The 26108-nt window shown below is 40.9% G+C and carries 31 protein-coding genes and 1 tRNA gene; 15 read left to right on the forward strand and 17 right to left on the reverse strand.

The genetic code is table 11. The annotated features are described in order from the left end of the window. Positions 1 to 77: 77 nt before the first annotated feature. From MTO98_RS17170 to MTO98_RS17185, 4 genes are all read right to left on the reverse strand, one after another. Positions 78 to 605: a hypothetical protein gene (locus MTO98_RS17170; protein ID WP_243487841.1), complete on the reverse strand. Its 528-nt coding sequence runs from the start codon at positions 603 to 605 to the stop codon at positions 78 to 80. A gap of 100 nt (positions 606 to 705) precedes the next feature. Continuing rightward, entirely contained in the window at positions 706 to 1395 is a 690-nt protein-coding gene (locus tag MTO98_RS17175) for a helix-turn-helix domain-containing protein (RefSeq protein WP_243487842.1), read from the reverse strand. A gap of 87 nt (positions 1396 to 1482) precedes the next feature. Next, on the reverse strand, positions 1483 to 2925 hold the full coding sequence (locus tag MTO98_RS17180) for a hypothetical protein (protein ID WP_243487843.1): 1443 nt from the start codon (positions 2923 to 2925) through the stop codon (positions 1483 to 1485). A 54-nt stretch (positions 2926 to 2979) separates the two neighbouring features. After that, positions 2980 to 5769 (reverse strand): TonB-dependent receptor, encoded by a 2790-nt coding sequence (locus tag MTO98_RS17185; RefSeq protein WP_243487844.1) that lies wholly within the window; start codon positions 5767 to 5769, stop codon positions 2980 to 2982. 200 nt (positions 5770 to 5969) lie between these two features. On the opposite strand from MTO98_RS17185, the gene MTO98_RS17190 reads away from it, so the two are divergent. Continuing rightward, the gene (locus MTO98_RS17190; RefSeq protein ID WP_243487845.1) at positions 5970 to 6299 is read left to right on the forward strand and encodes a helix-turn-helix transcriptional regulator; all 330 of its coding nucleotides are present in this window, start codon (positions 5970 to 5972) and stop codon (positions 6297 to 6299) included. 18 nt (positions 6300 to 6317) lie between these two features. Here MTO98_RS17190 and MTO98_RS17195 read toward each other — a convergent pair whose 3' ends face one another. After that, positions 6318 to 7511, reverse strand: a complete 1194-nt coding sequence (locus MTO98_RS17195) for a hypothetical protein (RefSeq protein WP_243487846.1) — start codon at positions 7509 to 7511, stop codon at positions 6318 to 6320. A 643-nt stretch (positions 7512 to 8154) separates the two neighbouring features. Between MTO98_RS17195 and MTO98_RS17200 the strand changes: the two genes are divergently transcribed. The 6 genes from MTO98_RS17200 (at position 8155) to MTO98_RS17225 (ending at position 11890) form a co-directional block, all read left to right on the forward strand. Further along, the gene (locus MTO98_RS17200; protein WP_243487847.1) at positions 8155 to 8490 is read left to right on the forward strand and encodes a helix-turn-helix transcriptional regulator; all 336 of its coding nucleotides are present in this window, start codon (positions 8155 to 8157) and stop codon (positions 8488 to 8490) included. 174 nt (positions 8491 to 8664) lie between these two features. Beyond that, positions 8665 to 8754, forward strand: a tRNA-Ser gene (locus tag MTO98_RS17205). A 245-nt stretch (positions 8755 to 8999) separates the two neighbouring features. Beyond that, positions 9000 to 10211: a site-specific integrase gene (locus tag MTO98_RS17210; protein ID WP_243487848.1), complete on the forward strand. Its 1212-nt coding sequence runs from the start codon at positions 9000 to 9002 to the stop codon at positions 10209 to 10211. 76 nt (positions 10212 to 10287) lie between these two features. Continuing rightward, positions 10288 to 10797 carry a hypothetical protein gene (locus tag MTO98_RS17215; protein ID WP_243487849.1) on the forward strand — a complete coding sequence of 170 codons (510 nt, stop codon included), beginning with the start codon at positions 10288 to 10290 and terminating at the stop codon, positions 10795 to 10797. Positions 10798 to 10811: 14 nt separating this feature from the next. Further along, positions 10812 to 11195 (forward strand): hypothetical protein, encoded by a 384-nt coding sequence (locus MTO98_RS17220; RefSeq protein WP_243487850.1) that lies wholly within the window; start codon positions 10812 to 10814, stop codon positions 11193 to 11195. Continuing rightward, a complete protein-coding gene (locus tag MTO98_RS17225; protein ID WP_243487851.1) occupies positions 11195 to 11890 on the forward strand; it encodes a hypothetical protein in 696 nt (231 codons plus the stop codon). The genes MTO98_RS17220 and MTO98_RS17225 overlap by 1 nt, the downstream gene beginning before the upstream one ends. A 368-nt stretch (positions 11891 to 12258) precedes the next feature. Here MTO98_RS17225 and MTO98_RS17230 read toward each other — a convergent pair whose 3' ends face one another. The 7 genes from MTO98_RS17230 to MTO98_RS17260 form a co-directional block, all read right to left on the reverse strand. Then, complete coding sequence (locus MTO98_RS17230) at positions 12259 to 12861, reverse strand: hypothetical protein (protein ID WP_243487852.1); 603 nt, start codon at positions 12859 to 12861, stop codon at positions 12259 to 12261. A gap of 46 nt (positions 12862 to 12907) precedes the next feature. After that, a complete protein-coding gene (locus MTO98_RS17235) occupies positions 12908 to 13879 on the reverse strand; it encodes a relaxase/mobilization nuclease domain-containing protein (RefSeq protein WP_243487853.1) in 972 nt (323 codons plus the stop codon). Beyond that, positions 13869 to 14246 carry a plasmid mobilization relaxosome protein MobC gene (gene mobC / locus MTO98_RS17240; RefSeq protein ID WP_243487854.1) on the reverse strand — a complete coding sequence of 126 codons (378 nt, stop codon included), beginning with the start codon at positions 14244 to 14246 and terminating at the stop codon, positions 13869 to 13871. Before mobC ends, MTO98_RS17235 begins: the two co-directional genes overlap by 11 nt. 243 nt (positions 14247 to 14489) lie before the next feature. Beyond that, a complete protein-coding gene (locus MTO98_RS17245) occupies positions 14490 to 14798 on the reverse strand; it encodes a hypothetical protein (RefSeq protein ID WP_243487855.1) in 309 nt (102 codons plus the stop codon). Continuing rightward, positions 14795 to 15058: a helix-turn-helix domain-containing protein gene (locus MTO98_RS17250; RefSeq protein WP_243487856.1), complete on the reverse strand. Its 264-nt coding sequence runs from the start codon at positions 15056 to 15058 to the stop codon at positions 14795 to 14797. The genes MTO98_RS17245 and MTO98_RS17250 overlap by 4 nt, the downstream gene beginning before the upstream one ends. 15 nt (positions 15059 to 15073) lie before the next feature. After that, a complete protein-coding gene (locus tag MTO98_RS17255) occupies positions 15074 to 15343 on the reverse strand; it encodes an AlpA family transcriptional regulator (protein WP_243487857.1) in 270 nt (89 codons plus the stop codon). A gap of 173 nt (positions 15344 to 15516) precedes the next feature. Continuing rightward, positions 15517 to 16278: a hypothetical protein gene (locus MTO98_RS17260; protein ID WP_243487858.1), complete on the reverse strand. Its 762-nt coding sequence runs from the start codon at positions 16276 to 16278 to the stop codon at positions 15517 to 15519. A 728-nt stretch (positions 16279 to 17006) separates the two neighbouring features. On the opposite strand from MTO98_RS17260, the gene MTO98_RS17265 reads away from it, so the two are divergent. The 4 genes from MTO98_RS17265 to MTO98_RS17280 all read left to right on the forward strand — a co-directional run bounded on the left by MTO98_RS17265 (position 17007) and on the right by MTO98_RS17280 (position 19184). Further along, positions 17007 to 17285 carry a hypothetical protein gene (locus MTO98_RS17265; RefSeq protein WP_243487859.1) on the forward strand — a complete coding sequence of 93 codons (279 nt, stop codon included), beginning with the start codon at positions 17007 to 17009 and terminating at the stop codon, positions 17283 to 17285. Between the two features lie 106 nt (positions 17286 to 17391). Continuing rightward, positions 17392 to 17946: a cytochrome-c peroxidase gene (locus MTO98_RS17270; RefSeq protein ID WP_243487860.1), complete on the forward strand. Its 555-nt coding sequence runs from the start codon at positions 17392 to 17394 to the stop codon at positions 17944 to 17946. An 11-nt stretch (positions 17947 to 17957) separates the two neighbouring features. Then, a complete protein-coding gene (locus tag MTO98_RS17275) occupies positions 17958 to 18506 on the forward strand; it encodes a hypothetical protein (RefSeq protein WP_243487861.1) in 549 nt (182 codons plus the stop codon). Between the two features lie 528 nt (positions 18507 to 19034). Continuing rightward, a complete protein-coding gene (locus tag MTO98_RS17280) occupies positions 19035 to 19184 on the forward strand; it encodes a hypothetical protein (protein WP_243487862.1) in 150 nt (49 codons plus the stop codon). Positions 19185 to 19394: 210 nt separating this feature from the next. Here MTO98_RS17280 and MTO98_RS17285 read toward each other — a convergent pair whose 3' ends face one another. From MTO98_RS17285 to MTO98_RS17305, 5 genes are all read right to left on the reverse strand, one after another. After that, a complete protein-coding gene (locus tag MTO98_RS17285) occupies positions 19395 to 19736 on the reverse strand; it encodes a hypothetical protein (protein ID WP_243487863.1) in 342 nt (113 codons plus the stop codon). A 240-nt stretch (positions 19737 to 19976) separates the two neighbouring features. Beyond that, a complete protein-coding gene (locus MTO98_RS17290) occupies positions 19977 to 21101 on the reverse strand; it encodes a DUF892 family protein (protein WP_243487864.1) in 1125 nt (374 codons plus the stop codon). Positions 21102 to 21151: 50 nt separating this feature from the next. Then, positions 21152 to 22105 carry a manganese catalase family protein gene (locus tag MTO98_RS17295; RefSeq protein ID WP_243487865.1) on the reverse strand — a complete coding sequence of 318 codons (954 nt, stop codon included), beginning with the start codon at positions 22103 to 22105 and terminating at the stop codon, positions 21152 to 21154. Between the two features lie 260 nt (positions 22106 to 22365). After that, positions 22366 to 22617: a hypothetical protein gene (locus MTO98_RS17300; RefSeq protein ID WP_243487866.1), complete on the reverse strand. Its 252-nt coding sequence runs from the start codon at positions 22615 to 22617 to the stop codon at positions 22366 to 22368. A gap of 105 nt (positions 22618 to 22722) precedes the next feature. Further along, positions 22723 to 23073: a hypothetical protein gene (locus MTO98_RS17305; RefSeq protein ID WP_243487867.1), complete on the reverse strand. Its 351-nt coding sequence runs from the start codon at positions 23071 to 23073 to the stop codon at positions 22723 to 22725. 351 nt (positions 23074 to 23424) lie between these two features. Between MTO98_RS17305 and MTO98_RS17310 the strand changes: the two genes are divergently transcribed. Genes MTO98_RS17310 through MTO98_RS17325 form a run of 4 tightly spaced genes read left to right on the forward strand, consistent with a single transcriptional unit; the run spans position 23425 to position 26108 of the window. After that, positions 23425 to 24288: an STAS domain-containing protein gene (locus tag MTO98_RS17310; protein WP_243487868.1), complete on the forward strand. Its 864-nt coding sequence runs from the start codon at positions 23425 to 23427 to the stop codon at positions 24286 to 24288. Between the two features lie 12 nt (positions 24289 to 24300). After that, positions 24301 to 24711: an STAS domain-containing protein gene (locus tag MTO98_RS17315; protein WP_121810293.1), complete on the forward strand. Its 411-nt coding sequence runs from the start codon at positions 24301 to 24303 to the stop codon at positions 24709 to 24711. Then, the gene (locus MTO98_RS17320; RefSeq protein ID WP_243487869.1) at positions 24692 to 25105 is read left to right on the forward strand and encodes an anti-sigma regulatory factor; all 414 of its coding nucleotides are present in this window, start codon (positions 24692 to 24694) and stop codon (positions 25103 to 25105) included. Before MTO98_RS17315 ends, MTO98_RS17320 begins: the two co-directional genes overlap by 20 nt. Next, a complete protein-coding gene (locus MTO98_RS17325) occupies positions 25098 to 26108 on the forward strand; it encodes an ATP-binding protein (protein ID WP_243487870.1) in 1011 nt (336 codons plus the stop codon). Before MTO98_RS17320 ends, MTO98_RS17325 begins: the two co-directional genes overlap by 8 nt.

Below are 26108 nucleotides of genomic sequence, written 5' to 3' on the forward strand. Positions count from 1 at the left end.
AACACACCCAATGGTTGTTTTACTTTCAGGGGGATGTTTTATAATAAAAAAAAGGTGGCGTTAACAGCAGGTAAAGCTTAATTCATCACAAAGTTTGGAGAGAAATATTGCTTAACAAAAACAGTATCTTTTAATTGGGGATATTCATTGGCCTGCAAAAATATTTTTGCTTCCACCAGCCACTTTGTTTGATCGGCGGGTTTATCGGGAGTAATATTAATGCCTTTAACATAACCATCTACCGGCTTAAACGCTGCCATGTAACAAGACGGACATGAACGGTTAAATTGTATCTTACCGGCAAGGATGTCGTTTTTTGTTAGTTCAAAGCTTTTACCCGGCATCGGAGCCTTGATATATAAAGTTGCAGTTATTCCGGAGTTTTCCTGGACACTCCAAAACACTCTGTATGTACCTGCTTTGAGATTTGTGTATCCCTCAAAATCGGCCTGTTCGGTAAATAGAAAACTGCAACCAGCACCCGCAGCACAGGTGGTTAAATTTTTATCATCAATGTCGGGTTCTTGCTTACTGTTGTTTTGTTTACTGCAGGAATAAAAAATGCTACTAAGTAATAATAATGGCAGGATAAATTTTGGTTTCATATTATAGGTTATTTATACTTACCTGTACGTGCGTGTAACACATTGTGCTACAGTAAACTGCAGTATTTTTTTTTTAATAATTACACCTTATATAAATGCTTTAAACCGCGGGCGAAAAATAATTCAGCCTTGTTAATACACTTTTCAATATCACATCGCTAAAACCGCTTTCCTCAACCATATTTACTATCCTTGAACTATAATATTCCTTAGTTATGTTATCCATATCAATGTAAAGAGCTTTCGACAACAATATCAGCTTTTCGGGGCCAGGGTTTTTCTTACCACATTCTATCCGGCTTAATTCGGCCCGGTCAATATTTGTTTCGCGGCTTAATTTCTCCTGCGAAATTTTCAATGCTAAACGATGTTTTTTTATAAACGCTCCAAAACTAAGGCTATCAGAAGTTTCCTTAATTACGTCGCTGGTGCTATCGTTAGCATTGGCCCCGATAGAAGGTATGGCAGGCAATTGATCAACAGCATTTAAATTATCAAACAATGAAGAAAAACGAGATGTCATCCGGCTAAATAAAGCAACATCTATGCTATATCTGGTATCAGCTTTGGTTCCGCTTATTTTAACCATTCCTATAGTTTTCAATTCGGCTACATGTTTCAGTATGTTTTCCATTTCAAATGGTACACTGCACATCTCTTTTTTGCTAACGGCATTACCGTTTTCAATAATCATCCTGATTATATAAACTCTTACCGGAAGAGCGAGTATGCGTGCAAAGCTGGCAAGCTCACTATCGGTTTCTGTGAATTTTGATTTTAATGACAACATAGATATGATAAAAAAACAGCAATGATCTCCGTTAATGTAAAAAGGCCTCCCAGCTTACCGGGAGACCTCTTTACAAGCGTTGGTTAATTATTTTCTAACAGCGCCCGGAGTTGTATATGGCATAGTTTGAGGATCAAAGTTGGCCCAGCCAGCAGTCCAGTCTGTTGAACCGAAAGCACCTTTGTAATCAACTTTCTCAAAGAAAGCATCTGTTAATTTCGCATCGGTAAACAGAGCGCCTGTAGCTACAATTGAACCAGCCTTTACAGTAAAGTCAGGAGTACCTGCGTTAGCAAAATCAGATGAGAATTTGAACGGAGAGTTGATAACTAAATCGGCATATTTTGTAGCGTCAAAAACATTCTCAGCTCTAAGTTTGGTTTCAAACGCTGCTTTGTTTTCACCTTTAACTTCGTTGCTTTTTTTGTTGCTACCTAAAATAATATTGTTTTTGAATACCAAACGACCAGCAGTGTAATTACCTAAAGTAGAGTTAGGTGTAGTTTCTTTTGTATCATCGATATAGATACCTTCAACATAACCTGAGAAGATTGAATTAAAGCAGCTTATTGCTGAATTACGACGGATCTGCGCACCATGCTGATAGTTAGCATTAACGTTCGTTTCGCCATCTTTAGTGATTGGGCCTAACAGTGTCATGTTAGAGAATACTACAGAAGTTTGCGGTGTTTTGTCTGAGCCTGAACCATCGTTATCGCTTTCAAAGCTGTTTGAACCAGAGATATCGGCAATAGTTTTAAAGCGCTGGCTTAAACCAAACTGTATTTTACCGGCAAAACCAAAGTCAGTATCAAAGTCGTCATCTAAACTACCCATTGCAATAAGGTGTTTACATTGTACTGTACCACCAAACCACTCAAAGGCGTCGTCACCTGAACGGTAAACTTCAACATAATCAATAGTGGTACCTTTACCAACACCACCAAAGGTCAAGCCGTTAATTTCATTATCAGGTGAAAAAGGGATACCTGCATACTCAATACGTACATACTTCAATGTACCGGAGTTGTCGTTAGCATCTGTACCACCGTATTGGATATACTTTGCAGCATCGCCTTTAGCATCCAGGCCACCTTCTATACCAACGTTATCGCCCTGATTAACGGGGGCCTTACCTAAAAGGATGATACCACCCCAATCGCCGTTTGCACGTGCGCCTGCATCAAATTGAGATGTAAATACAATCGGCTTATCAGCAGTACCAACCGCCATAATTTTAGCACCGCGGGTTACTGTCAAAGTAGCTTTGCTTGATTTTTCACCTTTAATTATTGTTCCTGGCTCAATAGTAAGTGTTGCACCATTGGTAACGTAAACAAATCCTTTCAATAAATAAATTTTATCAGCCTTCCAGGTAGTGTTGGCAGCAATATCACCAGTTACTGTAACAACGTTACTTACTGCAGTAGTATCTTTTGGCGGATTGGTGTCAATAACAGCCTCTTTCTTGCTGCAGGCAGCTGTAAAAAGAGCCACGATACACGCTAATAATAATCCTTGTTTTTTCATAATTTTTGTTTTTTTCAATTTGAATCAGTTGTTTTAAGTTATTTGTATCCGTTGTTAAAAGGTATAGTTGAATGAAAGTGCATAGCTTGAACCCGGGAAGTAACTCCTGAATATATAACCCGATCCTGACGGGATATAAGGCTTGCCGTCAAGCTCATATATGAAATTGTATTTCTGATTAAGCACATCTGTTGCGCTCAATTTGATCTCGCCTTTACTTTTCAGCACTTTGTAACCAATCTGAAAGTCAAGCACATTTCTTGGTTGTTCGTACACGCTTGAAAACCTTTCGCCGCCGGCATAAAAGATCCTTTTGCCAAGCCTGTTGAACAATACATTCACCGATAATTTATTGTCAAACTCGGTATGTTGTAAACCGGCATTTACTACATAAGGCGATTGTCCTACCAACGGGCGATCTTTTTCAAGCCTCACAACGCCGTCATCAGGGTTTGTTACTTTTGACTTGTTTATTGAAAGGTTAGCGTATGCAGTAGTAGTTTTGAAGAAAGACCCGCCATTTATAAAATCAAGGGTTTTGCGTGCTTCCATTTCAAAACCATACACATATGCAGATTTTGAGTTGAAATAGCTAATAGTGGTTGAAGAATTCTGATCCTCTATCTTGGGCTCTATAGCATTCTGGAATTTTTTGTAGAAAACTGAGAAGGATAAGATCTGCCCAGCTGACGGATAAAATTCATACCTTAAATCAGCATTATCTATCAACGTACGTTTTAAATCAGGCTCGCCCTGCAGGGTTGCCAGCAACTCATAATCATAATAAGCAAAAGGTGCAAGCTCCCTAAATTCCGGACGGGCGACGGTGCGGTAGTATGACGCCCTGAAATTTGCCTTTTGTGTTAAGCTATAGGTGAAGTTTACTGACGGCAAAAAGTCCGTATTATCCAGTTCTGCACGCGGCTGTTGTACAGCAACCTCTTCCGTACGAAGTTTTAAATTAAATTTCTCAACCCTTAAACCATATACTATCCTAACTTTTTCGCTGAACTTGCTATCAAGCATAGCATAACCTGCATTAGTTAAGCTATGGGCATTATACCTATCTGTTGGGTTAGAAATTTCATCAAGCGAGTAAAGGCCTGTATTTACAAGGTTTGGCCCAAAAATAGTTTGGATTGGCCGTTGCAATATGGTGTTGATATCGTAATCGGGATTGTTTGTATTGATGACAAGCCCTATGAACCTTGCATCAAATTTTCTGTCGCGGTATTGTGAATTAACACCAAGCTTAAGTGTACTTTGTTTAAACAAATTAACAGGTACATTAAAATCAACTTTGCCGGAATAGATATTTTCGGTTAAGTGAGAGAAAACACGGGCGTTTTCTTTGCTTAGGTTAGTAACCTGGGCATAAAACGGCTCTCCGGCGGCGCTTTGCCTGTAATTGGTTTTACGCTGATCTGGCTGATCGTTGATTATATTGCTGAAACCAAGGTTCCATTTCAATTTTGAACTTTTAGGGCCAAGTGCATGTTCGCCTTCAAGTGTAGTTTTGAACAACGATTTTTCGAGCAGATCATTTGCGTAAAAACGGTTATCATAACTTCCATTGCTGGAGTTTGAACCTGTACGGTAAGTGAACTGATCATCAAAAACACGGTTATAAAGGTTTTTTAACGTGATCTTATTTTTGCCAAAACTGTATGCGAAATTTGCAAGAGCACCAACATTGGTTGAAAATTTATATTGCGCATTATGATAATTGTAGTTATCAAACTGTTGTATCAAGTCGGGCACTATATTTTGCGAGTTGCGGTAAGTTAAAGCAACAGTGGTTCCAAACCGGTTTTTGTTGGCACCAAGCTCCTGTACGTTGCCTACAGTAAACTGGTAATTTTGGCTTGGTAAAGCAGTGCTTTTGTAGATATTAAAATCGTTATTAAGGCTCCTGATGGATTGAATTGTTTGCGTAGTGCTTAGCTGCTTGTTAACGATTTGATTGGTTGTAGGAAAATTACTCACCAGCTTACGGGTGCCATCGTCAAAACCGAAATAATCGCTGGTAGCACGGAAACCGCTTTGAAAATCCTTAAAGGTACTTTGTGAATTATACCCCACACCTACTCCAAAGCTTACAAAGTTCTGATCGGGGATATCTTTGGTAATTATTTGCACATTACCACCCGCAAAATCACCCTGAATATCGGGTGTAGCAGTTTTGCTGATAATAATGTTTTCAATAAGGTTTGCAGGTACTATATCAAAAGAGAAAGCTTTACGGTTAGGCTCCGTACTTGGCAAAGGTGATCCATCTAACGAGGCCGTGTTATAACGGTCGCTCAAGCCCCTTACCACAACAAATTTGTTGTCCTGTATGGTGGTTCCGCTTACCCTTTTCAACACATCACTTGTGCTGCGGTCGGGAGATCTTTTGATCAATTCTGATGAAATACCATCAGATATAGACGCGCTGTTTTTTTGAACCGCGTATAAGGCAGCTACAGAGGCCTGGCGATAAGTAGCCTTCACAACTACCTCTTTAAGCGCTGTTGAAGTTGCTGTATTTAAGGCGATATCAAGTGAGGTAGCTGCACCGGCTTTTACCTCAACATCTGAAATGGATTTACTTTGGTACCCGATATATTTAATGATCAAGGTGTATCTTCCAGGTTTTACATCAGCCAGTACGTAGCTTCCATCAACATTTGTGGCAGCCCCTCTTTGGGTGCCCTCAATGCCTACAGTAGCGCCAATAAGGGTTTCACTTGTTTTTTGATCAATTATTTTACCGACAATTTTTCCATTGCCTTGTGCAAAAGCACCAGAACGAATAAAAAATACAGATAAGATTAGCAGGAGTAGCGTTTTGATTTTGCTCATAAATTTTCAATGACGGGTCAAAAGTATCCCCGTTAAATTAAATTCATGTTAACTCAGAATTATCAAATCGAATATCTTAAATATTAAATTAAATAGACACATATCGATTTTATCCAATATCATGAAGATTAGATGAAGTGTCAGCTGTTCAATTATTCATTTTTAAATATGGGTTATATATTTGTAACTCACATTTAAACATGGCTAATCATAAAAAGGCTGAGTTTGCCACAACAGATCAGGATATATCGATGATAGCGAAAGCGCTGTCACACCCCGCAAGGGTAGCAATTATGCGTATTTTGGCACAGCATAAACATTTTACTTGCGGCGAAATAGTTGAAATACTTCCGTTAGCACAGCCCACGGTATCCCATCACTTAAAAGAATTGATGGATGCCCGGCTTATCATTGTTGCAATTGATGGTAAAAAATCATTGTATGACGTAAACTGGCCTACCTGGAACAGATATACGGCGGAATTTGAGAGCATGCTCAGTGCGATCAATAATGCAGAACAACAGGCCTGATAGCATTCGTCCACCTGTTTACGGATTATATTCGTACACAACCTTATAAGGTACCTGCGTAAGTGCGGCAGATACCTGCCCCATCTTCAGATCGTGTAATTGCGGAGTAGGCTCACAAAATGAATAAGCTTTTCCTTTATAAAGCAAAGGCTTCCCTATCGGTTTATCAAATTGCACAGCCATAGTTATATGCGTGGGATACAGCACAGCTATCATTGGCAAATTATAAATTTCTTTAACGAGGTAAAAAAACAGCCCAGCACGATCATCACAATCGCTGTATTGGGCAAACAGGGTTTCCTCCGGGCTCAATCGTTTTTCCCGACCAAAATTCATCTCATCATTTTCATACAAAAAGGCATAGCGGGTAAAATGCATAAGGTAATCAACTCCTTTGGTAGTACTCATTCTGCTTACATTTTGCTTAAGCAAAGGTATCAATGAGCCATAAGTTTCCTTACTCAGCGGAATGTTGAAATATGATTCAAAATCAACAACAGGATAATTCCTGAAAATAGAATCAACTAAAGGATTGAGCTTAATTTTGAAATAATAAGATTTGTGACGATAAGAAAACTGCAGGTCCTTTTCAACATAATCTGCGGGCGTAAAGTCAGGCATCCTGGTAACTTTGTATGAAAATGAATTCACTGCCCCTGGCACATCGATAACAACCGGAACAGCAGGCTGCACAGTAAGATCAGTCCCGGGGTAATCATGGATATTCAGGCACATGTATTTTTTATCGTTAACAGTATATGACGGAATATCTGATATATCCTCATTGTTGTAAACATAAAAAATGATCTTCCCGCCGGCCAGAGCCAATCTGGCATCATAACCCGACTTGACCATCATGAACCATTTGTACAAGGTATAGTTATTATAATTTTTTTCTTTAGGGCATATTTGCTGTGCAGTTTTACGCACAAGCTGGTAATATAGCCAATCGTCAAGCCGATGCTGCTCTTTGTACTGTAGCAACGACTGCAGCAAAGTCTTATACCTATCAGCATCAGCCATGGCATAAAAATCTTTTATGTTCTTTACAGATAGTGTTGGCCCGGTAGCAGGTATAGCTAAAGTATCAGCATCGGCGTTAAATGTCCCATCATAAAAAACAAAGCAAATCCTCCTGCTGCTTTGAGCATGCAGATAGGCTGTACTTAACAGTAACCAGCAAGCAAATAATATTTTAACGCATCTGCTCATCAACAAATTAACCGGTTTATAATCCTAATACAAGTTACAAATTAAACGCCAATTCACTTAACGTTATTTTAATCATCAAACAACATAATTATAACATTGCACATCTAAATTTGGGCTTTGAAAACCTGGTTCATGAGGACAGCAACATTGGGTAAAAGAATACTGTGTTTATTTATAGCAATAGGGTACTTCTTTTTTTCGTGCTTTTATGTTACACGTTGTCCTAAAATTGCCGGTCATACCAAAATCGGGCAATATTTCATAAACAATAACCCGACAAAGCAAAACAACACTGTTATTTCAGATGCCAGTAACAGCAAGTCTATTCCTGTTCTTTTTTTATCACGCCCGCGTGTTGTCTTCGGTAAAAACTTAGTCGCCTTAAATGATCAATTCAGGCTAATACGCGTTTGCGAGCTATGCCCATTCCGATGTTTGACAGAAATTGACGATCCAAACAGATTTAGAGCCCACAAGATCTTTTATACAGCTAATATCCTCTCCATTATCCATACCTGGAAAATTTGAGTTGCCGGTAACCCTCCTACTGATACCTTAAAAGTGTTCTCTTAATTTTTATCACCTGCATTTGCAGCGGCTGATGCTGCAACAATAATGCGTTTAAAAACCGTATGGATAAGTTATGTCTTATTTCGATTTAAAATTTTCAACTACAGATAACGACCTGGCCAATTTTGCAAAAGCGCTTGCATTACCTGTAAGGATTGCCATTGTCCGCATCATCATGGCCAATGGTAATTCGGTATTCAAAGAAGATTTATATACCATTCCGTTTAATCACGAAACAATAACCAAACATCTTACTGATTTAAAACGTGCAGGAATTATAAAGGCCCATGGTTTCCGCAGCTCAATTAAATATAGCCTCGATGAACATTTATTTCAGCAAATGGCTAATGGGTTTGCAACGCTATTTGAAAGCATGAGGGCATTTGATCCTCACCTGCATAATTGCTAATGGTATTTATACAGGCATTTTTGATCAATTTTGAAGCTAAAATGCCTGACAATAAAAAAAATTAAAATTTTAATACTCTGATAAACAGGCAATGTTCTCTAACATTTACTTAATCTGGACTTAAAGTAGCACTTCGGATTTGGCAATTCGGTTCAGATTTGTACTTTTGCGCCCGGAGAGTTGGCAGAGTGGTCGATTGCGGCAGTCTTGAAAACTGTTGAACTGTTAAAGGTTCCTGGGGTTCGAATCCCTAACTCTCCGCCAAGTATTATTCAATTAGGATCAAAAGCGCTGTAAATAAATCATTTACGGCGTTTTCTGTTTTTAGCCCACACCAAATTAAACCAATGAATCGCTTTGTTCCAGGGACCTCCGGGTGACCTTTTTAGAGGTGAAACCGCTGGTCACCGGAATGCTTATAAGTTACTGTTATTGAGCCTGTTTAGTATTTAAACATCTTGATTACAGGAGGATATGTAACTAATTTTATTCACTTAAAAGCTTCAGCGATGAACAAATCTTTTAACCTCCTCTTTTACGTAAAGAGATCAAAAACAAATGCCGAAGGCCTTGCCCCTGTTTACCTGCGTATCACTATCGATGGCGCGCGCATCGAAGTCTCATCTAAACGCTACGTTAATCCCGACAAATGGAATACAAACGGCCAAAAGTTAACCGGGAACAATGAGGATACAAAAAGTATCAATGCTTACCTGAAAACATTAGAACACCAGGTGTACGATGTTCACCGGGATATGATAGAGCGTAAATTGCTAATCACTGCTTCCAACTTAAAAGACAGACTCCTCGGCGGAAAAACCTCGCCCGGAAAAATGCTGGTACCAATATTCCAGGAACATAACCGTCAGGTCGCAGCGCTGATCGGTAAAGAATATGCAAAGGGAACGCTTGATCGATACGAGACAAGTCTAAAACATACACAGGCTTTCCTGCAATGGAAGTTCAACTCCTGCGATATCGATATCCGGGCAATCGACCACGAGTTTATTATGGCTTATGATTTTTACTTACGTTCAGAAAGAAGTTGCAACAATAACTCTACTGTTAAGTATCTGAAGAACTTTAAAAAGATAATACTCATTTGTATAGCAAACGGATGGCTTGATAAAGATCCATTTGTCAAATACAAGCCGAAAGTTAAAGAGGTTAAACGGGACTTCTTAAACGCTGAAGAACTGGAGGTGATGGCCAATAAGAAACTTGTTAGCGACCGGGTATCACAAGTAAGGGATATTTTTCTTTTCAGCTGCTACACAGGCTTAGCTTATGCGGATGTTAAGAAATTAAAACGTTCAGAAATCGTAACCGGAATCGACGGACAGAAATGGGTTTATACCAACCGTCAGAAAACAGATACTTCGTCCCGAATTCCTTTACTTCCCCAAGCAATGGAATTAATGGCAAAATATGAAGATCATCCGCAATGCGTAAATGATGGCTTATTGCTTCCTGTATTGAGCAATCAAAAGATGAATAGCTATCTGAAGGAAATAGCTGATGCCTGCGGCATAAACAAGGAATTGACTTACCATATAGCCCGTCATACTTTTGCAACAACTGTGACACTTGCAAATGGCGTTTCTATCGAAAGTGTATCTAAGATGCTCGGCCATACCAATATCAAAACAACCCAGCACTATGCGAAAATCCTAGATATGAAAGTGGCGCAGGACATGTCTAAACTTAGGAAGCTTTATTAGCGCTTGAATTAATCATCAACCTTGCGGTTATTGTTTAGCTGCAAGGTTAGTCATTTACATGTTTAATAAGGAATAGATGAACCAGCAAAAAAACAATCAAAGTAATGGACTAAGTGAAGCTTCTGAAAGGTCAGCTGAACAGAACAAATGGAGGCATGAAAGTTTAATCAACAGCGAGAAAAACGTTAAAAATTATCCAAAAGTTTGTCTCCCAGATCACGCTTCACAACTTGTACAGATCAGCTTAAAACTGGACAAGTTGAACAATCGTCAAGCGGATAAGCAATTAGAACTCGCTGTAGATAGCTTCGATAAAAAGCTTGACAAAGTGCTTCAATCCTATTCAAAAAAAGTAAAACTGAAGATTCTAATTGTTTATTTCAGCTTGATTACAGCCACTGCAATTTCCTTTGGATTTGCAGTGGCCTTAAAAATAGAGACCAATGTGCTGATGGAGTTATTACAAAAAAATGCAGATAACTTGAATAAACCGACAGCTACCCAATCACAGTCACTTAATCCGACGCTGTCTGATATGCCAATCAGACAACGAAGAGAACGTCACCGTCACGTTATTATTAAATAGTAATTTGTAAGACTATGTATAAAACACTAAATTTGAAAGAGTTCGTCACTCAGGACACATTTAATATTGTTTACGACGACCAACAAAAAGCAACAGCTGTTCTTGTCCCTGTAAGCCATTGGCACCCGACAAAGGCAGCTGAATTACAATTGCTAATGGAACAACTAACCTACATACCCGTTTTTGAATGTTCTCTAAAAGAGATCGAAGAGCGGTTGTGCCCTGAAATCCAAAACGTAGAATTCGAAAACACACGTCTGGGACACTATAATGTTTACGAGCCTGCCGAAAATCAAGAGCATAAAAATCATGTAATCCGTGAATATGCCGATCACCGCGAGTTGGTGGAGGTAGATGTCAACACAGGCAAAAGCCAGATAATTAGCAGGAAATTTTAATGGATCAGCCGGAACTGTTTGTTTTTGCCGGGCCCAACGGAGCTGGTAAAAGCACGCTGTCATCCTCTATGGTGCCACCTGGCACCCCTATTTTTGATGGCGATAAGGAATTTATACTGCTTAAAAAGCAATTTCCGGGGTTAGACAGTGGTAATCTATATGATGCGGTTAACGGGCATATATTTTCGGATTGGAAAGAAACCATGCAAAACAGAAATACAACCTGTGCTTTCGAAACTAATTTCCGAACAGAAGATATCATGAAATCAGTCAATGAATTTAAGATCAAGGGCTATAGTACCCGATTGTTTTTCTTTGGCCTGGATGATATTGCCATGTCTTTTGAACGTGTACTGTTAAGAGTAGCCAAAGGCGGTCATGACGTATCAGCAGATAACATCAAAGCAAATTATAAAGAGTCTTTAATTAATCTGCAAAAGTATTACCATGCTTTTGAGCAGGTTATTTTAATGAAAGCCGCATCTAAGGAAAACGGACAGGGCGTTTCAGTTTATCTAAAATTTGCCGGTGGTAAGATTATCGATGAAGCTGTTAATTTACCCCATTGGGTCAATCGCATTGCAATAGATATGAGAACATTTGTAAAGCAAATGAAAGTGCAACAAGATATAGTCCCCCCCAAACATACTCAGAATCCTGGGCGTTCATTGGGCAGTGGTGGAGTTAAGCGTTAATTTGAGGTGGGAATTAGGATATCAAGCATTTCCCATATATTCCATTGTGCAAGCTAAGTCATATCACCGCTTAAACAACCGGAGCTGTTAGCAGGAAAATTGTCAAGGGTCCCGATCCTATCATCGGGATTTATATACCCTTGACTGTTTTCCTGCGTAGCTATCTTTGTGACTGCGGTGCTGTGACTAACCGATAATGCGTGGGCGGTAAAGGCAGGTGTGTATGAGGAACGAATACACTCCTGCGCGCGGCGGCGAGGCTGGCGGCGTAATGGAACCCGGAGCGAAGCGCGTGGTGTAATGCAGCCGCCTGCCGCAGCCGCATGGCCGTCCCCTCCTATCATAAAAGAAAACAGGTCAAAGTGTACTCACTTAGCTGATCTAGCTTTCTTCAGGCTATCCCTCGCTGCTTTCTGATTCTTTTCTGCCTGATCAGCAAGAGCTTTGGCGGCAGCAATTGCCTGTTGCTTTTCCATAGCCTTTTCTGCCTTGGCGATAAAAGCATTCGGATCACTCTTTAATCCTGTAATAATTGTTTCCGCTGTTTTAGGATACATCGCCCTGACCAGCCAGAAATTATAAGCCTCATCGTTTAGCCGATCATTTTGATGATTTAAATATAAAGCCGCACCAAATGACCCGGCAGTAATAACAAAAGCTACCACCAGTCCAATAATCAGGCTTTTTGACCATGCCCCGAAATGATGATGATTTTTGATACCGATCACTTTAGGTACCCTTGAAACCACATCTTTCAATTCATCCATCTGTTGCTCGATTTTTTGATCATTATAACGTTTATTAGCCGTTTCAATCCTGCTGGCTATCCTGTCTAATGTTTCTTTGTATTGCTGTAAAAAACTCTTTAGAAAGCCCGGCATTTCAGTTTCTACGATTGTTATCCTTTGAATGAACCCCTGTATCAGTTCCTCCAGCATCGTTACTTTTTCTTCCAATTCTTCTTGTTGCATAATTTCTGAATTTGAATAGTTTAAATAATCATTTTTTGCAATCACACTACCTGCTTATTCCTTGTGACTGGGAATGCTCGGCTTCATGTTTCTTTCGTTTCCTTTTAGCTATATCTGCATCCCCCATCGGGTCGGGCGGACCGGCAACGAACTGCGGTTCCAGCAACGTTTCCATTATGCCTTTACCGCCAGTTTGAAGGCGTACGTAATCAACCTGGCCATGCTGCCGGATCGCATCCCGTAACTGATCGGCTAATGAATGTGAATCTATTTTATGTTCCTGCTGCGCCTGTAGATTCCGGTTAAGCTGCATATCGATCCCGGCATAGCTCAAACTCCGGTCAATAGCAGAACCTTTCATTTTGATATCGCCTTTTTCAAAAGAGATGCCCTGCACGTCATTGCTGCCGCTCCGATATTTATAAGCGATTCCAATACCCTGTTTTTGCAAATTCGCTTCCAGCTGCCTCCAGTCTCCTGATTGTTTAAGCGCTGCTTTAATGGCATCAAAAAGTTCGTACCGGATTTTCTCTTTTCCTTGTAAGGCCTGCCTGTTCACCTGTTCCTTGCCTTCCCCTATATGATAGCCGTATATCAGTGTGATCTCTTTGCAGGCTTTAACATTCTTCGCAAAGTTGTTTTTGTCGGTAATGGTGTTACCGTTATTATCTACCCTGTTATAGATCACATGTAAATGCGGATGCTCCCTGTCATGGTGACGAACTACAACGAACTGGGTATTACGGATACCCACTTTATCCATGTATTCTTTAGCCCGCTCCACCATAATGTCATCACTCAACTTAGACAGATCTTCCCTGCTCCAGCTTAAAACCAGGTGCCCCACGGCTTTGCCTAATTCCGGTCGCATCTTCCGTTGCAGGTTAAAATCACGGGTGATCGTTCCTGCGTTCTGCATCCGCACCCCTTCGGCAGCAATGATCTTCGCATCCTGCTTATTCACCACATAACGGACACAGCCGCCAAAGTTTCGACCAGTTATCAGTTTACCCATCATGGCTACTGATCTTTATTAATAAATCCTCGATCTGTTTCAGCAAGGCCTGGCATTTCAGGGCAAGTGAGAAAAGCCCGGCCACATGGGCAAGGTGTGTCAGCTGATTAAGGTTATTGGCAAGCCCCGCCAGCATCCTGAACCAACCGGTTTCCTCTACTGTAAATCGCGGGAAAACTTTCGCGCTTTTTGCCGCCCTACGGAACCACTCACTGGATCTCAACCCGGCTTTCTTTGCCCTGCCATCGATCAAGACACGTTCAGTCGGCGTTAATCGTACCATCAGGAAATCGCTTCGGCTGACCGCTTTTTTCGGTCTGCCGGGCAACCTCCTTTTCTGTATTTTATCTTTCTCAGTTGATCCTGTCATAAAATCACTTTCTTAAAACTTCTTCCCAAACCGACCAACGGGAGCGAGTTACCGGATCACCCCGGCGGGGTGTATCCGGGTTTTTGTGAAGCAAAAACATTAACTCGCTCCCTTCGGGTCGTAGATTTCTCCGCCATATATCACGCTATCTGTATAGGTGCTGCATACCGCTTGCACCATGTTACCCTAATTTTGCAAAACGAAGTTTTGCGTGGATTTAGACACCATCCTTTTCGCCACTGCTTACGCTTCCGGCCAGTAAACCAGGCTGCCCTCCTTCGGATGGTAGGACGGCTGATACCGGATATAACCATACTCATCCAGCTCCCTGATGCACTTGTGATAAGTGGCAATGGATGCGACCTTGGAAAACGCCATGAGCGTTTTCCGGGTTACATTGAATGGGCTTCTAAAACCATTCCGCTGCCAGCAGAAAAACAAACCGGTGAACAGGCTCAGATGGGTTGGCAGCAACCTGCTATCTTTCTCCATGCGTTTAAGCAAGCTGGCATAACCTGTCAGCTCCTTAACAATTTCCTTTTGTAGCTTCATTTACCTTCTCCTTCCAGGATCTTGTTGATGTCTTCCAACTTGTAGTACATGATGCTTCCTACCTTTGTAAAACGAAGTGTCCCATTGATCCGTAAATTCTGAAGCGTTCCGGGCGATATCCCCAATAGTTTTCTTACTTCCACGCTCTTTAGCCATTTCTTTGTACTTGCTTGCCCAGGCTGTACGATCCGTTTGATCTCATTAAGCAAATCGCTTTTAAATTCCAATAAATCCCCTTTAGTGATTAGTTCCACATTCATCTGTTCCTCCTTGTTTTAATCGTTAATGGTTTGTTGCATGGCATTAAGTACTTCGCTTTTTCTGAAGTACACCCTTTTATGCAGGCGCAAATAGGGTAAACCTTTTTTCATCCAGTCTGTAAGCGTAACGAGAGACACGCCGAGTTCGGCGGCGAGTTCCTGCTTGGATAAAAGTTTTTCTGAATCAGGCAGCTGAATGCCCCCCATTTTAAAATGTTCCTGGAGTTCTGCCCTCACCGCCTGGCGTATGCACAGGCTAAGAGCTTCTTGATTGATTATCTGCATAGCATTTGTTTTGGAACAAATGTGTACTGTACAGAATAGATTTCTTGACCATGCAGAACTGCATGGTTAAAATGGAGGAGTTTAGAGAAAGCTATAGAAGCTCATAAGGAGCTGGTTAACAGATTGATGCTATATTGACGAATAGCTAATTACATTGTCAGCAAAAGAAAAAATCAACTTCTCTTTTTCGCGGGATTGATCGTAAATAGCTTTGCTTTTGCAGGAATATCTGCGTGTTTATCTCCCGGCTCCCGCTTGTCACTTGGGAAATAACGCCGTATAGTCTCGTAATTGATCTCCTTATCGCCCTCGCGGAAATACTTGCAGATCATCTTCATCCAGACACTCTGTGTTTGGGAAAACATAAGCTCTTTCCCTTCAGGTGTTTTGAGTTCCTGCATTTGCAAATGCAGGTGTAAAACCACATTTCGGTAGCCTTCCGGGATATTGATATAACCTTCGGTTTCAAGCGTGGTAGCTTTCTTAAGGTCAGCTTTCAACTGGGTTAGCTCTTTCTTAAGTGCCAAGATTTCTGATTCCTGCTGCGCTATTACGGCATCATTAGATTTATGAACATTCCAACGGTCAAGCGAGATCAGTAGCGCAGTAAACTTTTGTAATCTCTCTATTTCCCGCTCATTCTTCAAATGGTGTTTGTCATAAACATCCTTGCCCAACAATACTTTTAATTGCCTTTCAATGAGCGACCAGAAATATTTAAAGAAGATTTCCGCTGTACCATCGGTATGGTGAGATAAATAATAAGCCAGGTGGCGTTGATAAAATTCGTCTATGCAGCCTTCGGGGATGGCAACCACCCTTTTAAAAAAGTGCTTTAAAAAATGTGACCTGTCCCATTGTAACGGATTGCCGATATCCAAGGTTATCTTTGAAAAGTCGAAGCGGTCGCGGGGTCTGAAGTAGGTGACGCTCATAAGCATGAGATTTAGTCAAAAATAAGCGTTTTCAAGTTCGGAGAAAAGAGGTATTGAAGGATAGCATATAGCCGAAATGCCTACACAAGGCTAATTATTCCTCCTTAACTAAACCGTGTTATATAAATCAGTTATATCCTGGCCGATTTTCTCAATTACACTTCGGGGTCGAGGAGATTTAACATTTAATTTATCGTTCATCATTCCCACTATCAAATAAATCAAGTTGATCCAGTTTTGGAATAGCGCCATATTTCCCCATACTGTAATCTTTGTCAAAAAAAGCATCATTGCGAAAGAAAGGTTCTTTGATATATATGCTACTGATCGTAGTCGCGCCGACCCCGTCTTCTCCGCAAACACCATTTGATCCCTTCTCAGTATTTTCTTCAATAAAATGCTGTTATTACAGCTACAAATTAGCTGTCCGCCATTAGGGTTATTTTCGTTTGAATTGAACAAGCCAATGATCATTTTTTGATTTATTAATGGTATAGTTAAAATTATTATTTCCAAATTCTCTGGCGCAACAAATAGATAAGTATTTGCAACAAGCGCGAAAGTATGGATAGCTGAAACTCTGTTTTTTTGAGATACCTACTGATCAAACAAACATCATGAAAAACTTTATCTTTTCAGCTTCTTAATTGTGGTTTTATGCACTGCTCTTTCCTTTACCGACGACCCTAATCTACTTATCGGGAGATGGGAACATTCTACTAGTTCGCATGGGGGAACCTTTTAACTTTTTGGTTATTTTCAGGATTAACGGAACTTTCGATGGATTTATCAATAAAAAAGAATTTGTGAGCGGAGTATATCACATGAAGCACGATACGCTCTATATCTCCGATGCTACCTGCAATGCCCACTATCAAGGCACTTACAAAGTTGAGTTTTATAGTCTCAGAGATTCACTCAAATTTCATTTGATCCAGGATACCTTTAAAGGCCGCAAGGAAGGAACTAATGGGCTCCTGTTCAAAAATATTGGTGCGAGCAGGTAACCTTACTCAACATGAAGAAGTTGTGCATCACCCTTTTTACGCTTGGAATTATCCTCGTAATCTCCCAGAGTGCGTTTAAAGATCATGAACCGGAAACGCTGCAGCTTTGGGCCGGAAATTATTTTTTGACCCGATACTTTCAAGTACTGGTAAGATCAGTTGCGCCTCCTGTCATAAAGAGAAATTTGCATTCTCAGATACCTCGGCCGTTAGTTTGGGAGTTCATGGCAGGAAGGGTTTGCCTGTAAATACGGCTATTTGGCGACTTGGGCACAATAATTATTATAAATTGGCTTTTACTACAGTTTTTAATGGGGCCCCCAATGCTGGTAACCTGGCCAAAGAGTTATCGGCATTTGAACGGACTTTAGAAACAGGCGACTCGCCCTTTGATAATTGGAGACTGAATGATAACGAATCAGCAGTTAGTGAGTCGGCCAAACGTGGCTTTGCTATCTTTAATTCCAAAGGCCGCTGTATTCAATGCCATTTCGGCCCCGACTTTAATGATGTGGAATTTAGATCAATAGGCCTTTATGATGGCAAAACATTGCGCGATAGCGGCCGCCCATGCGTTACTAAAAAAGTGGCCGAGATCGGTAGGTTTAAGATAGGGGCGGGCAAGTTTCTTATGCGTTTTACCTACCGCTATGGTTATTGAACAGCGGTTTGATGTTATTGGCGGCTTTTTACTTATACCCCAGCCAGGCCAACGGTTACATATCATCTGCTTTGTTGCTGCTAATCCCCTGGTCGCTGTTCGCGATTTTTGGTGGTATGGGCCGCCCCGGGCAATATATCGGATTGGCTTGCTACAGCACAAACGCAGTAAGTGCGTTATACAATACTTATGGCGTGCGGCGTTTGCGCTTACCTTGGCTTCGGCCTTTTAGAAGGAAAATTGCAAAATCAGGTGAAGTGATATATTCAGTACTGGGATTCGCGCTTTTAACCATCGCGCTTTTAACCATCGCGCTTCCTTTATTTTTAGTGAACATGGCCTTTTGGGGGTACTACCTCCCTGTAGCGTTTAAGGAATTTCAGCTAACGCCTGCATCGCCAAGACCAGACTGGTATCTTGCTTTGAGAGCATTGTTTTATGTTATAGCTGTAGCAGAGGTAACCCTTATCTATTTGGCCATCCTGTTTTTTGCTGTTGCTATGAAAATGCGAGGCTACTTACCCTTGTTTCCTGTAATTGGTACTTTGGCTTTAGTATAGTCGGCTTATTTTTGGTTCTCATCCCTTCTTCCTGGCCAGGACCACCAGATATGGCGGGCTTGCTGGCGGCCATTCCTGCAATACCTTTCATTATGCCCTATCTAATGGCTATAAAGCTATTGCGTGAGTATTCAGATTGGTTAATATAACTTCAAACCACACTAATTATTGGCGTTTTCATTAAGTACTCTAACATAGGTTAAATAAAGCATCATTGCTAACTAAAACAAATGCAGGGTTTTGAGCGTTGGTTATGAGTGGTTTCAACAAATCGGCCAGCCCGCATTTTACTGATAGAAGATTCTGAGATCGATAGGGTTATATTTAATTTAATGATCAAAAAAACGGTTGATAATCCGGTTATTGAAACTTGCGAAGACGGAGTTACCGCAATTAGCAGATTAATGAGACTCAACGCGCAGGGAAGTGATCATTTACCAGATTAAATTTTTCTTGAGCTGGCAATGCCACTGATGGATGGATGGTTGGTAGTTTATGGAGGAATACAACAGGCTTAATATCGACCCTATGCGTAAAAGTAAAATCTATGTGCTTTCATCATCTATTTTTAAAAAAGATGTGGTTAAATCACACTCAAACACGAGGATCGAAAAATTTTTATCAAAACCAATTGATTTTGGAATGATCAAAAATATTTTCTTCATCACCAACAGATAGATGAAAAAATGTTCATTTAGTAACTTTATTCAGGAAGATTACGTTATGCCTATTCCAGTGCTATTTTACGCCCAAACCTTATAAAATTTCTTTGTCCTTTTGCATACTCATCTACAGTGGTATTCAATGATGTGCGGTAAAGATAACATCAACCACAGCCTATAAAACTACAGGCTATATACTAAATTGTATATGCATCAATGAACCCAGTTAAACTTTCATTTTTTTAGTGATATCGCTTATTCGGTTAAGCTCTTCATGAAAATTTTCCGTATCTGCTACGAACATGCTTTGTGGTGAAAAACGGTTTTCTATTGTTCGCTCAAATACCGCGTTAATAATCAAAATAACAATAATAATCCTATTCGATTTATGTTCGTAATTGATAGCAAACTTCCCCTCAAATAATTCGGCTGTGGCTTTGTTTTGAAATTTGACTTCGCCACATAGCAATCCAGATTTGATAAATTGCAGATTAAAACTGGAGGAACTAATATCGCAGCTAATGAGGTAATCTAAAAACGATTCAGCCCTTCCTGAATAATCATCCATGTTTGTATACATGTTATTTTAAGGGTGAATCACCAATAGGTATGTCATATTTTCAGTGTTTAACGAATTGAATTTTCAAATCGGGAATGTACCCATTATTATTTATGCTCTATTCATTCAGCTTGTTCATTAACCAGCAAATCTTTTTATTGGAAAAGCTTTCTGTAATTGCGGATTATCAGAAATAAAAACGGCCACCCGGAATCAGGCGACCTCCATCTATTCACATCACTTCGTTCATTAATCTCCTGCCGGTTCATTGCTGGCCGCGACATTTGCCTGACTTTCAGCAATTTCTGTTAATAGTGCGTCGGCTGTTTTTTCTTCATCTAACGTTAACACTAACAATTCGGCGATTTCATAGTAACCTAACGTCTTGGCTAAGGAGATCATGCCACCATAAGAGGCAATCTCATAATGCTCAGCTTTCTGACCAGCAAATATCAAGCCTACATCGCGCTCGGCTGTGCCTTCTTCCGTAGCGCTGATGATCTCATCGCCTTCGTCAACAATACCTGCCATAGCCTCACACTTGCGGCTATCTGGCTCTAAACCCAAAATCCCAAAAATCTGTTCCAGGCGGGCAACGTGCTCTTCTGTTTCCGTCAAATGTTGCTCAAAAGCACTTTTAAGTTCGGCGGAAGTTGCGGCTTCTGCCATTTTCGGCAGCGTTTCCACAAGTTCGTTTTCTGCCCAAAGCAAGTCTTTTAACTCATTAATGAAAAACTCCATGAGTTTAGAGTTGCCGGTGGAGTTAGCTTGTTCATCGTCCCATTCGTTGTCTGAAATAATAGTTTCCGGTTCTGATGCAAAAACTCCCTGGGCTTGGTATTCACCTGCGGCTCCTTCATAGGATGGTTCGGCAGCTACCTTTTCATCATTTTCGTTGACATCATAACCATTAATATCTTCAGCCTGATCACGAAGTGATTTGATCAGATCATGTCCTTCAACAATTCCCCGTTGTTGAGTAAATAGCACCTGCTCCAGTTCCGGGCTAAGTTCGTTTTCAGGATCAAGGGCATTTTTATAAGCAGCTTTGGCGGCATCTTCACCCCTTTCGCATTCGTTCAGGATAGCGGTAAGATCGTTTCCTGTAAATACCGATTTAACATCAATCCAGGCGCGGTGTAAATCACCTGTTGTGCTGGTACCCTCGGCAGCTTCTTCACCGAATTGCTGCGCTAAACCGGTCAACTCAGCTACGTTCTCACGGCTTTCTTCAGATAACTTGTTGAATACCGTAATCAGGCCGTTTTCATCTTCTTTCAGGTCTTTGCCTGCTTTTTCAAAACCAGCCGCGCGGTCATTGTTAACCTTGATGAGATCGTTGATCACATCAAGTGCTTTTTCTGTGTTTTCCATAGGTGTTTGTTGTAGATTAATTATTTAATTTTTTGTTGAATGACTCACAATTATGCCTTCGCTTGCGTATTAACAGCTTCGTAACTACTCCATTGGGCAAGGCCTTTGGGCTCCGCATTTTTTACTTCAGCACTTTTTTCGGCACTCATATTTTTGTTTTCTCTTTGAGTTTCCGTTAGTTCCTTGCTAAAGTCCTTCGGCAGCTTGGTTTGTCCTTCGGTTTCCTGTATTTGCTGTAAAGGTTGTTCAACAAAAACCCATTCTTTGCCCATTCCTGGCATTTCGCCTTCATTCCACGGGCCGCGTACAGCGCCGTCAGATAAATTATAAACCTGTTGGGTATAACGCGGATCGGCGGCGAGCACTCCTGGAGGAAAATTGTTTGGAATACTATCCAGCGCCGCCTCAAACATTTTATAATGCGCCACTTCGCGGGTCATTAAAAATGAAAGTGTTTCGTGGATATATGGATCGTCTGTAAATTTCATCAGGTGCTCGTAAACCAGTTTTGCCCTTGATTCAGAAGCCAGGTTGCTACGCAGGTCAACGGTCAAATCTCCATTGGAGTGGATATATGATGCACACCACGGAATACCTTGGCTATTGCGGGGGGTTACACCGCCGCCGGTGATCATCACAAACTGAGGATTAGCCGTTAATGCTTCGTGAATAATGTTTTCCTGAGCAGCACGGCCATTCAATACTTGCATGATGTCTGAACTATCTGCCGCATTTTTTAACTCGCCATTAACCCCTTTCAACAGCATCTGAATAGTGGCACCAACTACTTCCAGGTGACTGAATTCTTCGGTAGCGATATCCATCAGCATATCGTATTTGTCGGGGTGTGGCACTTTGGCACCAAAGGCTTGTGTGAAATACTGCATGGCAGCGGCCAGTTCGCCGTTTTCGCCGCCAAACTGTTCCAGTAAAAGATTAGCAAAGCGCGGGTCAGGGCGTGAAACCCTGGCATTAAATTGTAGTGATTTAACGTGGTGAAACATAAATGTAATTTTTAGTAGATGATAAATGAAATAATTGGGTAAGAGCTTGATAAGAGAGGGATCGTGTGTTAGTACAACTACAAGAGAGACTTAATGTTTCAACTTTAAATTAAAATATTATCCTATTTTTTAACATCGAATTAGCAGAAAATTTTACGCCGCAAACAAATTTACTGCTTGTGCCATAGTGATGGTCACTTCATCTGCATGAACAAAATAATAGTTAATAAAAACCATACGCCCGAAAACCCGCCGGGCTTTTAAGCTTTAGTAGGAACATTGATATGATCATCCGTTCGGCTTAGTATTGTGGAGGGATTTTTTAGGTTCATCAGGAAAGCGCCGAGACGCCATTGGTTTTCATGATTTGCGCCATAGCGGATTTCCAACCAGTCGCTCTCTGTTTGATGGGTGCCGCTCCTGAGGCACTCATTTATTATTTCAATGGTCAGCCTTCGTTTTAATGAGGGATTGGTGATAAGCTCAATGCCGGCCGTCAATTGATTCAGCAAGAAAATGTAATTCTCGCCAATTTCCACATCTGCTGGGGTGGAGCAGTAACCAACAACTTAAAATCAGCTGAAAATCGTAAAAATGTGAATGACAGAAAATGGGCTCTATATAATGAGGCTGCTTTTTGCCCTGTCTGGCAATCTGCTTTCTAACAGAGCGTTGTACTTAAGCAGTAATTCCAGGTATTTATCTTTGTATTCTGAATCAATATTCAGTGATTGCAAACTTGGTCGGCAACGGGCTTCATGATCCAACAACAATTCCGGCAGATCTGCAGAGAAATCATAGTCAATGGCTTGCCCGATTTTCGATACTATATGCGTAGCCAAATTACGTTTCTTGAAATAATTATAAAGCGAATTTCTGCTTGTATTCAACCCCTCCGCTAACTCACTTAAATTTACCCCTCTTGTGCGGATGGTTTTCTCAACAATTTGACCGATATGTTTTTCCATGGTTGATTTAAAAATTCAAAAACCCGACCAAATAACAAATTATCTCGGCATTGCCTTTATTATAAATTTCCCCGCCGGAGCTTACTTAATAATAACGGATTCGATGGCGCATATGATTTCCGCATCATTTGATACACGGCAAAAAAATCCTCAAATCGGGATTTCATTCCACAAAATTGCCCAAAAAAAATTTAATTATAATAGTCGTCACCATACCTATTTATCGTCTTAATTAATAAATAAATAAATAATATTTCTTATTTTGAAAAGGGTTATTTACCTTTCCGCATTAATTCAACTTTGCCAAGTTTGAGTTGTAGGCCAATTAATCACTTACCCTATTCTTCATCCATGTCACTTAAAACACATCAATTGCTACAAAAAAAGAAAAAAAACATCCTTGAACTCTGGATGAAGAACCAGCTGGCCGATGAAGGACTGCGGGAAGACCTGATCAGTAACGATGAACTGAGAAGCCAATCTGAAGAGTTAGTTGACGCTTTGGTGAGCAATTTATCAAGCGAAAATTTTACCGACTTAAATTCTGACGAATGGAGCCCGGTTATTGAAATTTTAGGTGGTATAGCCATAACGCGCGCACGCCAGGGTTTTAGCCCCCGCGAAACAGGTAACTTTGTATTTTCATTAAAGGAAGCATTACTTGAGGTGTTGCAGGAAGAGATCAATAATGATCCTCAACATCTATTTTCTGAAAGCTTGAAGATAAACCGTTTAATGGATAATCTGAGCGTGGTAACCTTTGAGACTTTTATAAAAGGCCGCGAGGAGGTTATTTTAAGACAAACCGACGAGATTGCTGAAATATCAACCCCGGTAATCCGTGTATGGGATGGCATACTGGCCCTGCCTATAATTGGTACCCTGGATAGTGCACGTACACAGATAGTGATGGAAAACCTGTTACAGGAAATTGTAGAAACCGGATCAAGCATAGCCATATTAGATATTTCAGGCGTGCCCGCGGTAGATTCTCTTGTTGCACAGCATTTGATTAAAACTGTAAGCGCCACCCGGTTAATGGGTGCAGAATGCATTATCAGCGGTATCCGCCCGGAAATTGCTCAAACGGTAGTTCATCTTGGTATCGATCTTTCTAATATCATTACAAAGGCAACTTTAGCCAGCGCTTTATCACACTCTTTTAAGCTGATGAAGTTGGAAGTGAGAAAATCAAACACTATTGCTAAATTTTAATATCGCTTTATAATGGATAAAATTCCTATTCTGCGGCTGGGCAATTTTTTACTGGTTACTATCCAGGTTGACCTGTATGATCGGTTGGCACTTAACTTAGAGGCCGACCTGGTGCAGATGGTAAATAAAACGAATGCCAGGGGCGTTTTAATAGATATATCGGCGGTAACCATTGTCGATTCATTTATGGGGCGTATTATTGGCAACATCGCCAGTATGTCGAAAATACTGGATGCAGAAACGGTGGTAGTGGGCATGCAGCCGGCGGTTGCCATTACGTTGATAGAATTAGGCTTACCGCTAAAGGGAGTGCACACTGCTTTAGATATGGAGCGTGGTATGAGCTTGTTAAAATCGATGATTGATATAGATGGAGAAGATATAGATCAGGAATCGACCGACGATGGTATTATCACTCAGTAAAGACACCGTGCAGGTACTAAAGGAGCAGGACGTTGTTTTTTTAAAAAACCGAGTGAAAGAAGTCGCCGTAAAAATTAAAATGGGCTTGGTTAATCAAACCCGCCTGCTTACCGCGGCCAGCGAATTGGTACGCAACATGATGCGTTATGCCAATGGCGGCGTTTGCCAGATAGAGGTTGTTTCAAGCGGCCGTAATAACGGCGTCAGGCTGATATTTACTGATAAAGGCCCAGGTATTCCAGACATTCCAGCAGCCATGCGTGATGGATTTTCTACAGGTAAAAGTCTTGGTTTGGGGTTGCCTGGTACCAAGCGACTGGTGAACGAGTTTGACATTAAAAGTAAAGTTGGCGAAGGCACAACCGTCACCATTATAAAATGGGCCAATGGTTGATGCTACACATATCAGTTTTGCCGCTGACGACCGCAGCTACTTCTCCCTGATAAAAAAAGAGATTCACAGACTGGCAATTGAAGCCGGCATCAATGTCAACCGTATAAATGAGCTTGACCTCATCGTAGCCGAAATGACATCCAACTTGTATAAATACAGTGATGATGGTGAAATATTGATGGGCACTTTTGCCAACGGCGGCTCTCCGTATGTTGAGCTAATCAGTATTGATAACGGGCCCGGAATGGTAAACCCGGCCAGGATGATGGTAGATGGAGTTTCAACAACCAAAACCTTGGGCCATGGCTTAGGCAGTATGAAACGACTTTCGGATACATTCGAGCTTTATTCGCAACCGGGCTGGGGAACTATTGTGCTTAGCCGTGTTTACAGCGACCCCGAAAAGTTAAAAGCGGATGAAAAGGTAATCCTGCGGCCGATAGTGGTATCAAAGCCAGGCGAAAAAACAAGCGGCGATGGCTTTGTATATAAAAAAACAGATAAATATTTAAAGATGATGCTGGCCGATGGTTTAGGCCATGGGCCCGAGGCTAATAAGGCTATTAACGAGGCGGCCGCCGCATTCAAAGTATTCCCGGATTACAGCCCTACCGAAACGTTGCGTTTTATTCACGCAAGCATTAAAAAAACCCGTGGAGCGGTAATAAATGTGGTTGGCTATAATTATGGTGAAAAAAAATGGTCATCAGCAGGAATAGGTAACATTGCCGCGCGCATGTTTGGGCCGGTAAACTTCAAAAACCACATGTCGTACAACGGCATTGTGGGCCATAACATACCTAACACCATGAACGACCAGCAGTACACCGCTGATGAATTTAACCAGGTAATGCTTTGTTCTGACGGGATAAAAACCCGAATCGATCTGGCAAAATACCCGTTAATGTACAAATACGATCTTTCCGTTTTAGCTGCAGCTATATATAAAGACCATGCACGAAAAAACGATGACATGTCAGTGATCATAGCAAAAGTTAAATAA

Origin of the sequence: Mucilaginibacter sp. SMC90 (assembly GCF_022811725.1) — a bacterium.
Lineage (GTDB): Bacteria > Bacteroidota > Bacteroidia > Sphingobacteriales > Sphingobacteriaceae > Mucilaginibacter.

Bases quoted from the DNA above. Each gene is read 5' to 3' on its own strand.
- MTO98_RS17170 (WP_243487841.1), bottom strand. From the start codon at position 605: ATGAAACCAAAATTTATCCTGCCATTATTATTACTTAGTAGCATTTTT.
- MTO98_RS17175 (WP_243487842.1), bottom strand. From the start codon at position 1,395: ATGTTGTCATTAAAATCAAAATTCACAGAAACCGATAGTGAGCTTGCC.
- MTO98_RS17180 (WP_243487843.1), bottom strand. From the start codon at position 2,925: ATGAAAAAACAAGGATTATTATTAGCGTGTATCGTGGCTCTTTTTACA.
- MTO98_RS17185 (WP_243487844.1), bottom strand. From the start codon at position 5,769: ATGAGCAAAATCAAAACGCTACTCCTGCTAATCTTATCTGTATTTTTT.
- MTO98_RS17190 (WP_243487845.1), top strand. From the start codon at position 5,970: ATGGCTAATCATAAAAAGGCTGAGTTTGCCACAACAGATCAGGATATA.
- MTO98_RS17195 (WP_243487846.1), bottom strand. From the start codon at position 7,511: ATGAGCAGATGCGTTAAAATATTATTTGCTTGCTGGTTACTGTTAAGT.
- MTO98_RS17200 (WP_243487847.1), top strand. From the start codon at position 8,155: ATGTCTTATTTCGATTTAAAATTTTCAACTACAGATAACGACCTGGCC.
- MTO98_RS17210 (WP_243487848.1), top strand. From the start codon at position 9,000: ATGAACAAATCTTTTAACCTCCTCTTTTACGTAAAGAGATCAAAAACA.
- MTO98_RS17215 (WP_243487849.1), top strand. From the start codon at position 10,288: ATGAACCAGCAAAAAAACAATCAAAGTAATGGACTAAGTGAAGCTTCT.
- MTO98_RS17220 (WP_243487850.1), top strand. From the start codon at position 10,812: ATGTATAAAACACTAAATTTGAAAGAGTTCGTCACTCAGGACACATTT.
- MTO98_RS17225 (WP_243487851.1), top strand. From the start codon at position 11,195: ATGGATCAGCCGGAACTGTTTGTTTTTGCCGGGCCCAACGGAGCTGGT.
- MTO98_RS17230 (WP_243487852.1), bottom strand. From the start codon at position 12,861: ATGCAACAAGAAGAATTGGAAGAAAAAGTAACGATGCTGGAGGAACTG.
- MTO98_RS17235 (WP_243487853.1), bottom strand. From the start codon at position 13,879: ATGATGGGTAAACTGATAACTGGTCGAAACTTTGGCGGCTGTGTCCGT.
- mobC (WP_243487854.1), bottom strand. From the start codon at position 14,246: ATGACAGGATCAACTGAGAAAGATAAAATACAGAAAAGGAGGTTGCCC.
- MTO98_RS17245 (WP_243487855.1), bottom strand. From the start codon at position 14,798: ATGAAGCTACAAAAGGAAATTGTTAAGGAGCTGACAGGTTATGCCAGC.
- MTO98_RS17250 (WP_243487856.1), bottom strand. From the start codon at position 15,058: ATGAATGTGGAACTAATCACTAAAGGGGATTTATTGGAATTTAAAAGC.
- MTO98_RS17255 (WP_243487857.1), bottom strand. From the start codon at position 15,343: ATGCAGATAATCAATCAAGAAGCTCTTAGCCTGTGCATACGCCAGGCG.
- MTO98_RS17260 (WP_243487858.1), bottom strand. From the start codon at position 16,278: ATGAGCGTCACCTACTTCAGACCCCGCGACCGCTTCGACTTTTCAAAG.
- MTO98_RS17265 (WP_243487859.1), top strand. From the start codon at position 17,007: ATGGGGGAACCTTTTAACTTTTTGGTTATTTTCAGGATTAACGGAACT.
- MTO98_RS17275 (WP_243487861.1), top strand. From the start codon at position 17,958: ATGTTATTGGCGGCTTTTTACTTATACCCCAGCCAGGCCAACGGTTAC.
- MTO98_RS17280 (WP_243487862.1), top strand. From the start codon at position 19,035: ATGCGTAAAAGTAAAATCTATGTGCTTTCATCATCTATTTTTAAAAAA.
- MTO98_RS17285 (WP_243487863.1), bottom strand. From the start codon at position 19,736: ATGGATGATTATTCAGGAAGGGCTGAATCGTTTTTAGATTACCTCATT.
- MTO98_RS17290 (WP_243487864.1), bottom strand. From the start codon at position 21,101: ATGGAAAACACAGAAAAAGCACTTGATGTGATCAACGATCTCATCAAG.
- MTO98_RS17295 (WP_243487865.1), bottom strand. From the start codon at position 22,105: ATGTTTCACCACGTTAAATCACTACAATTTAATGCCAGGGTTTCACGC.
- MTO98_RS17305 (WP_243487867.1), bottom strand. From the start codon at position 23,073: ATGGAAAAACATATCGGTCAAATTGTTGAGAAAACCATCCGCACAAGA.
- MTO98_RS17310 (WP_243487868.1), top strand. From the start codon at position 23,425: ATGTCACTTAAAACACATCAATTGCTACAAAAAAAGAAAAAAAACATC.
- MTO98_RS17315 (WP_121810293.1), top strand. From the start codon at position 24,301: ATGGATAAAATTCCTATTCTGCGGCTGGGCAATTTTTTACTGGTTACT.
- MTO98_RS17320 (WP_243487869.1), top strand. From the start codon at position 24,692: ATGGTATTATCACTCAGTAAAGACACCGTGCAGGTACTAAAGGAGCAG.
- MTO98_RS17325 (WP_243487870.1), top strand. From the start codon at position 25,098: ATGGTTGATGCTACACATATCAGTTTTGCCGCTGACGACCGCAGCTAC.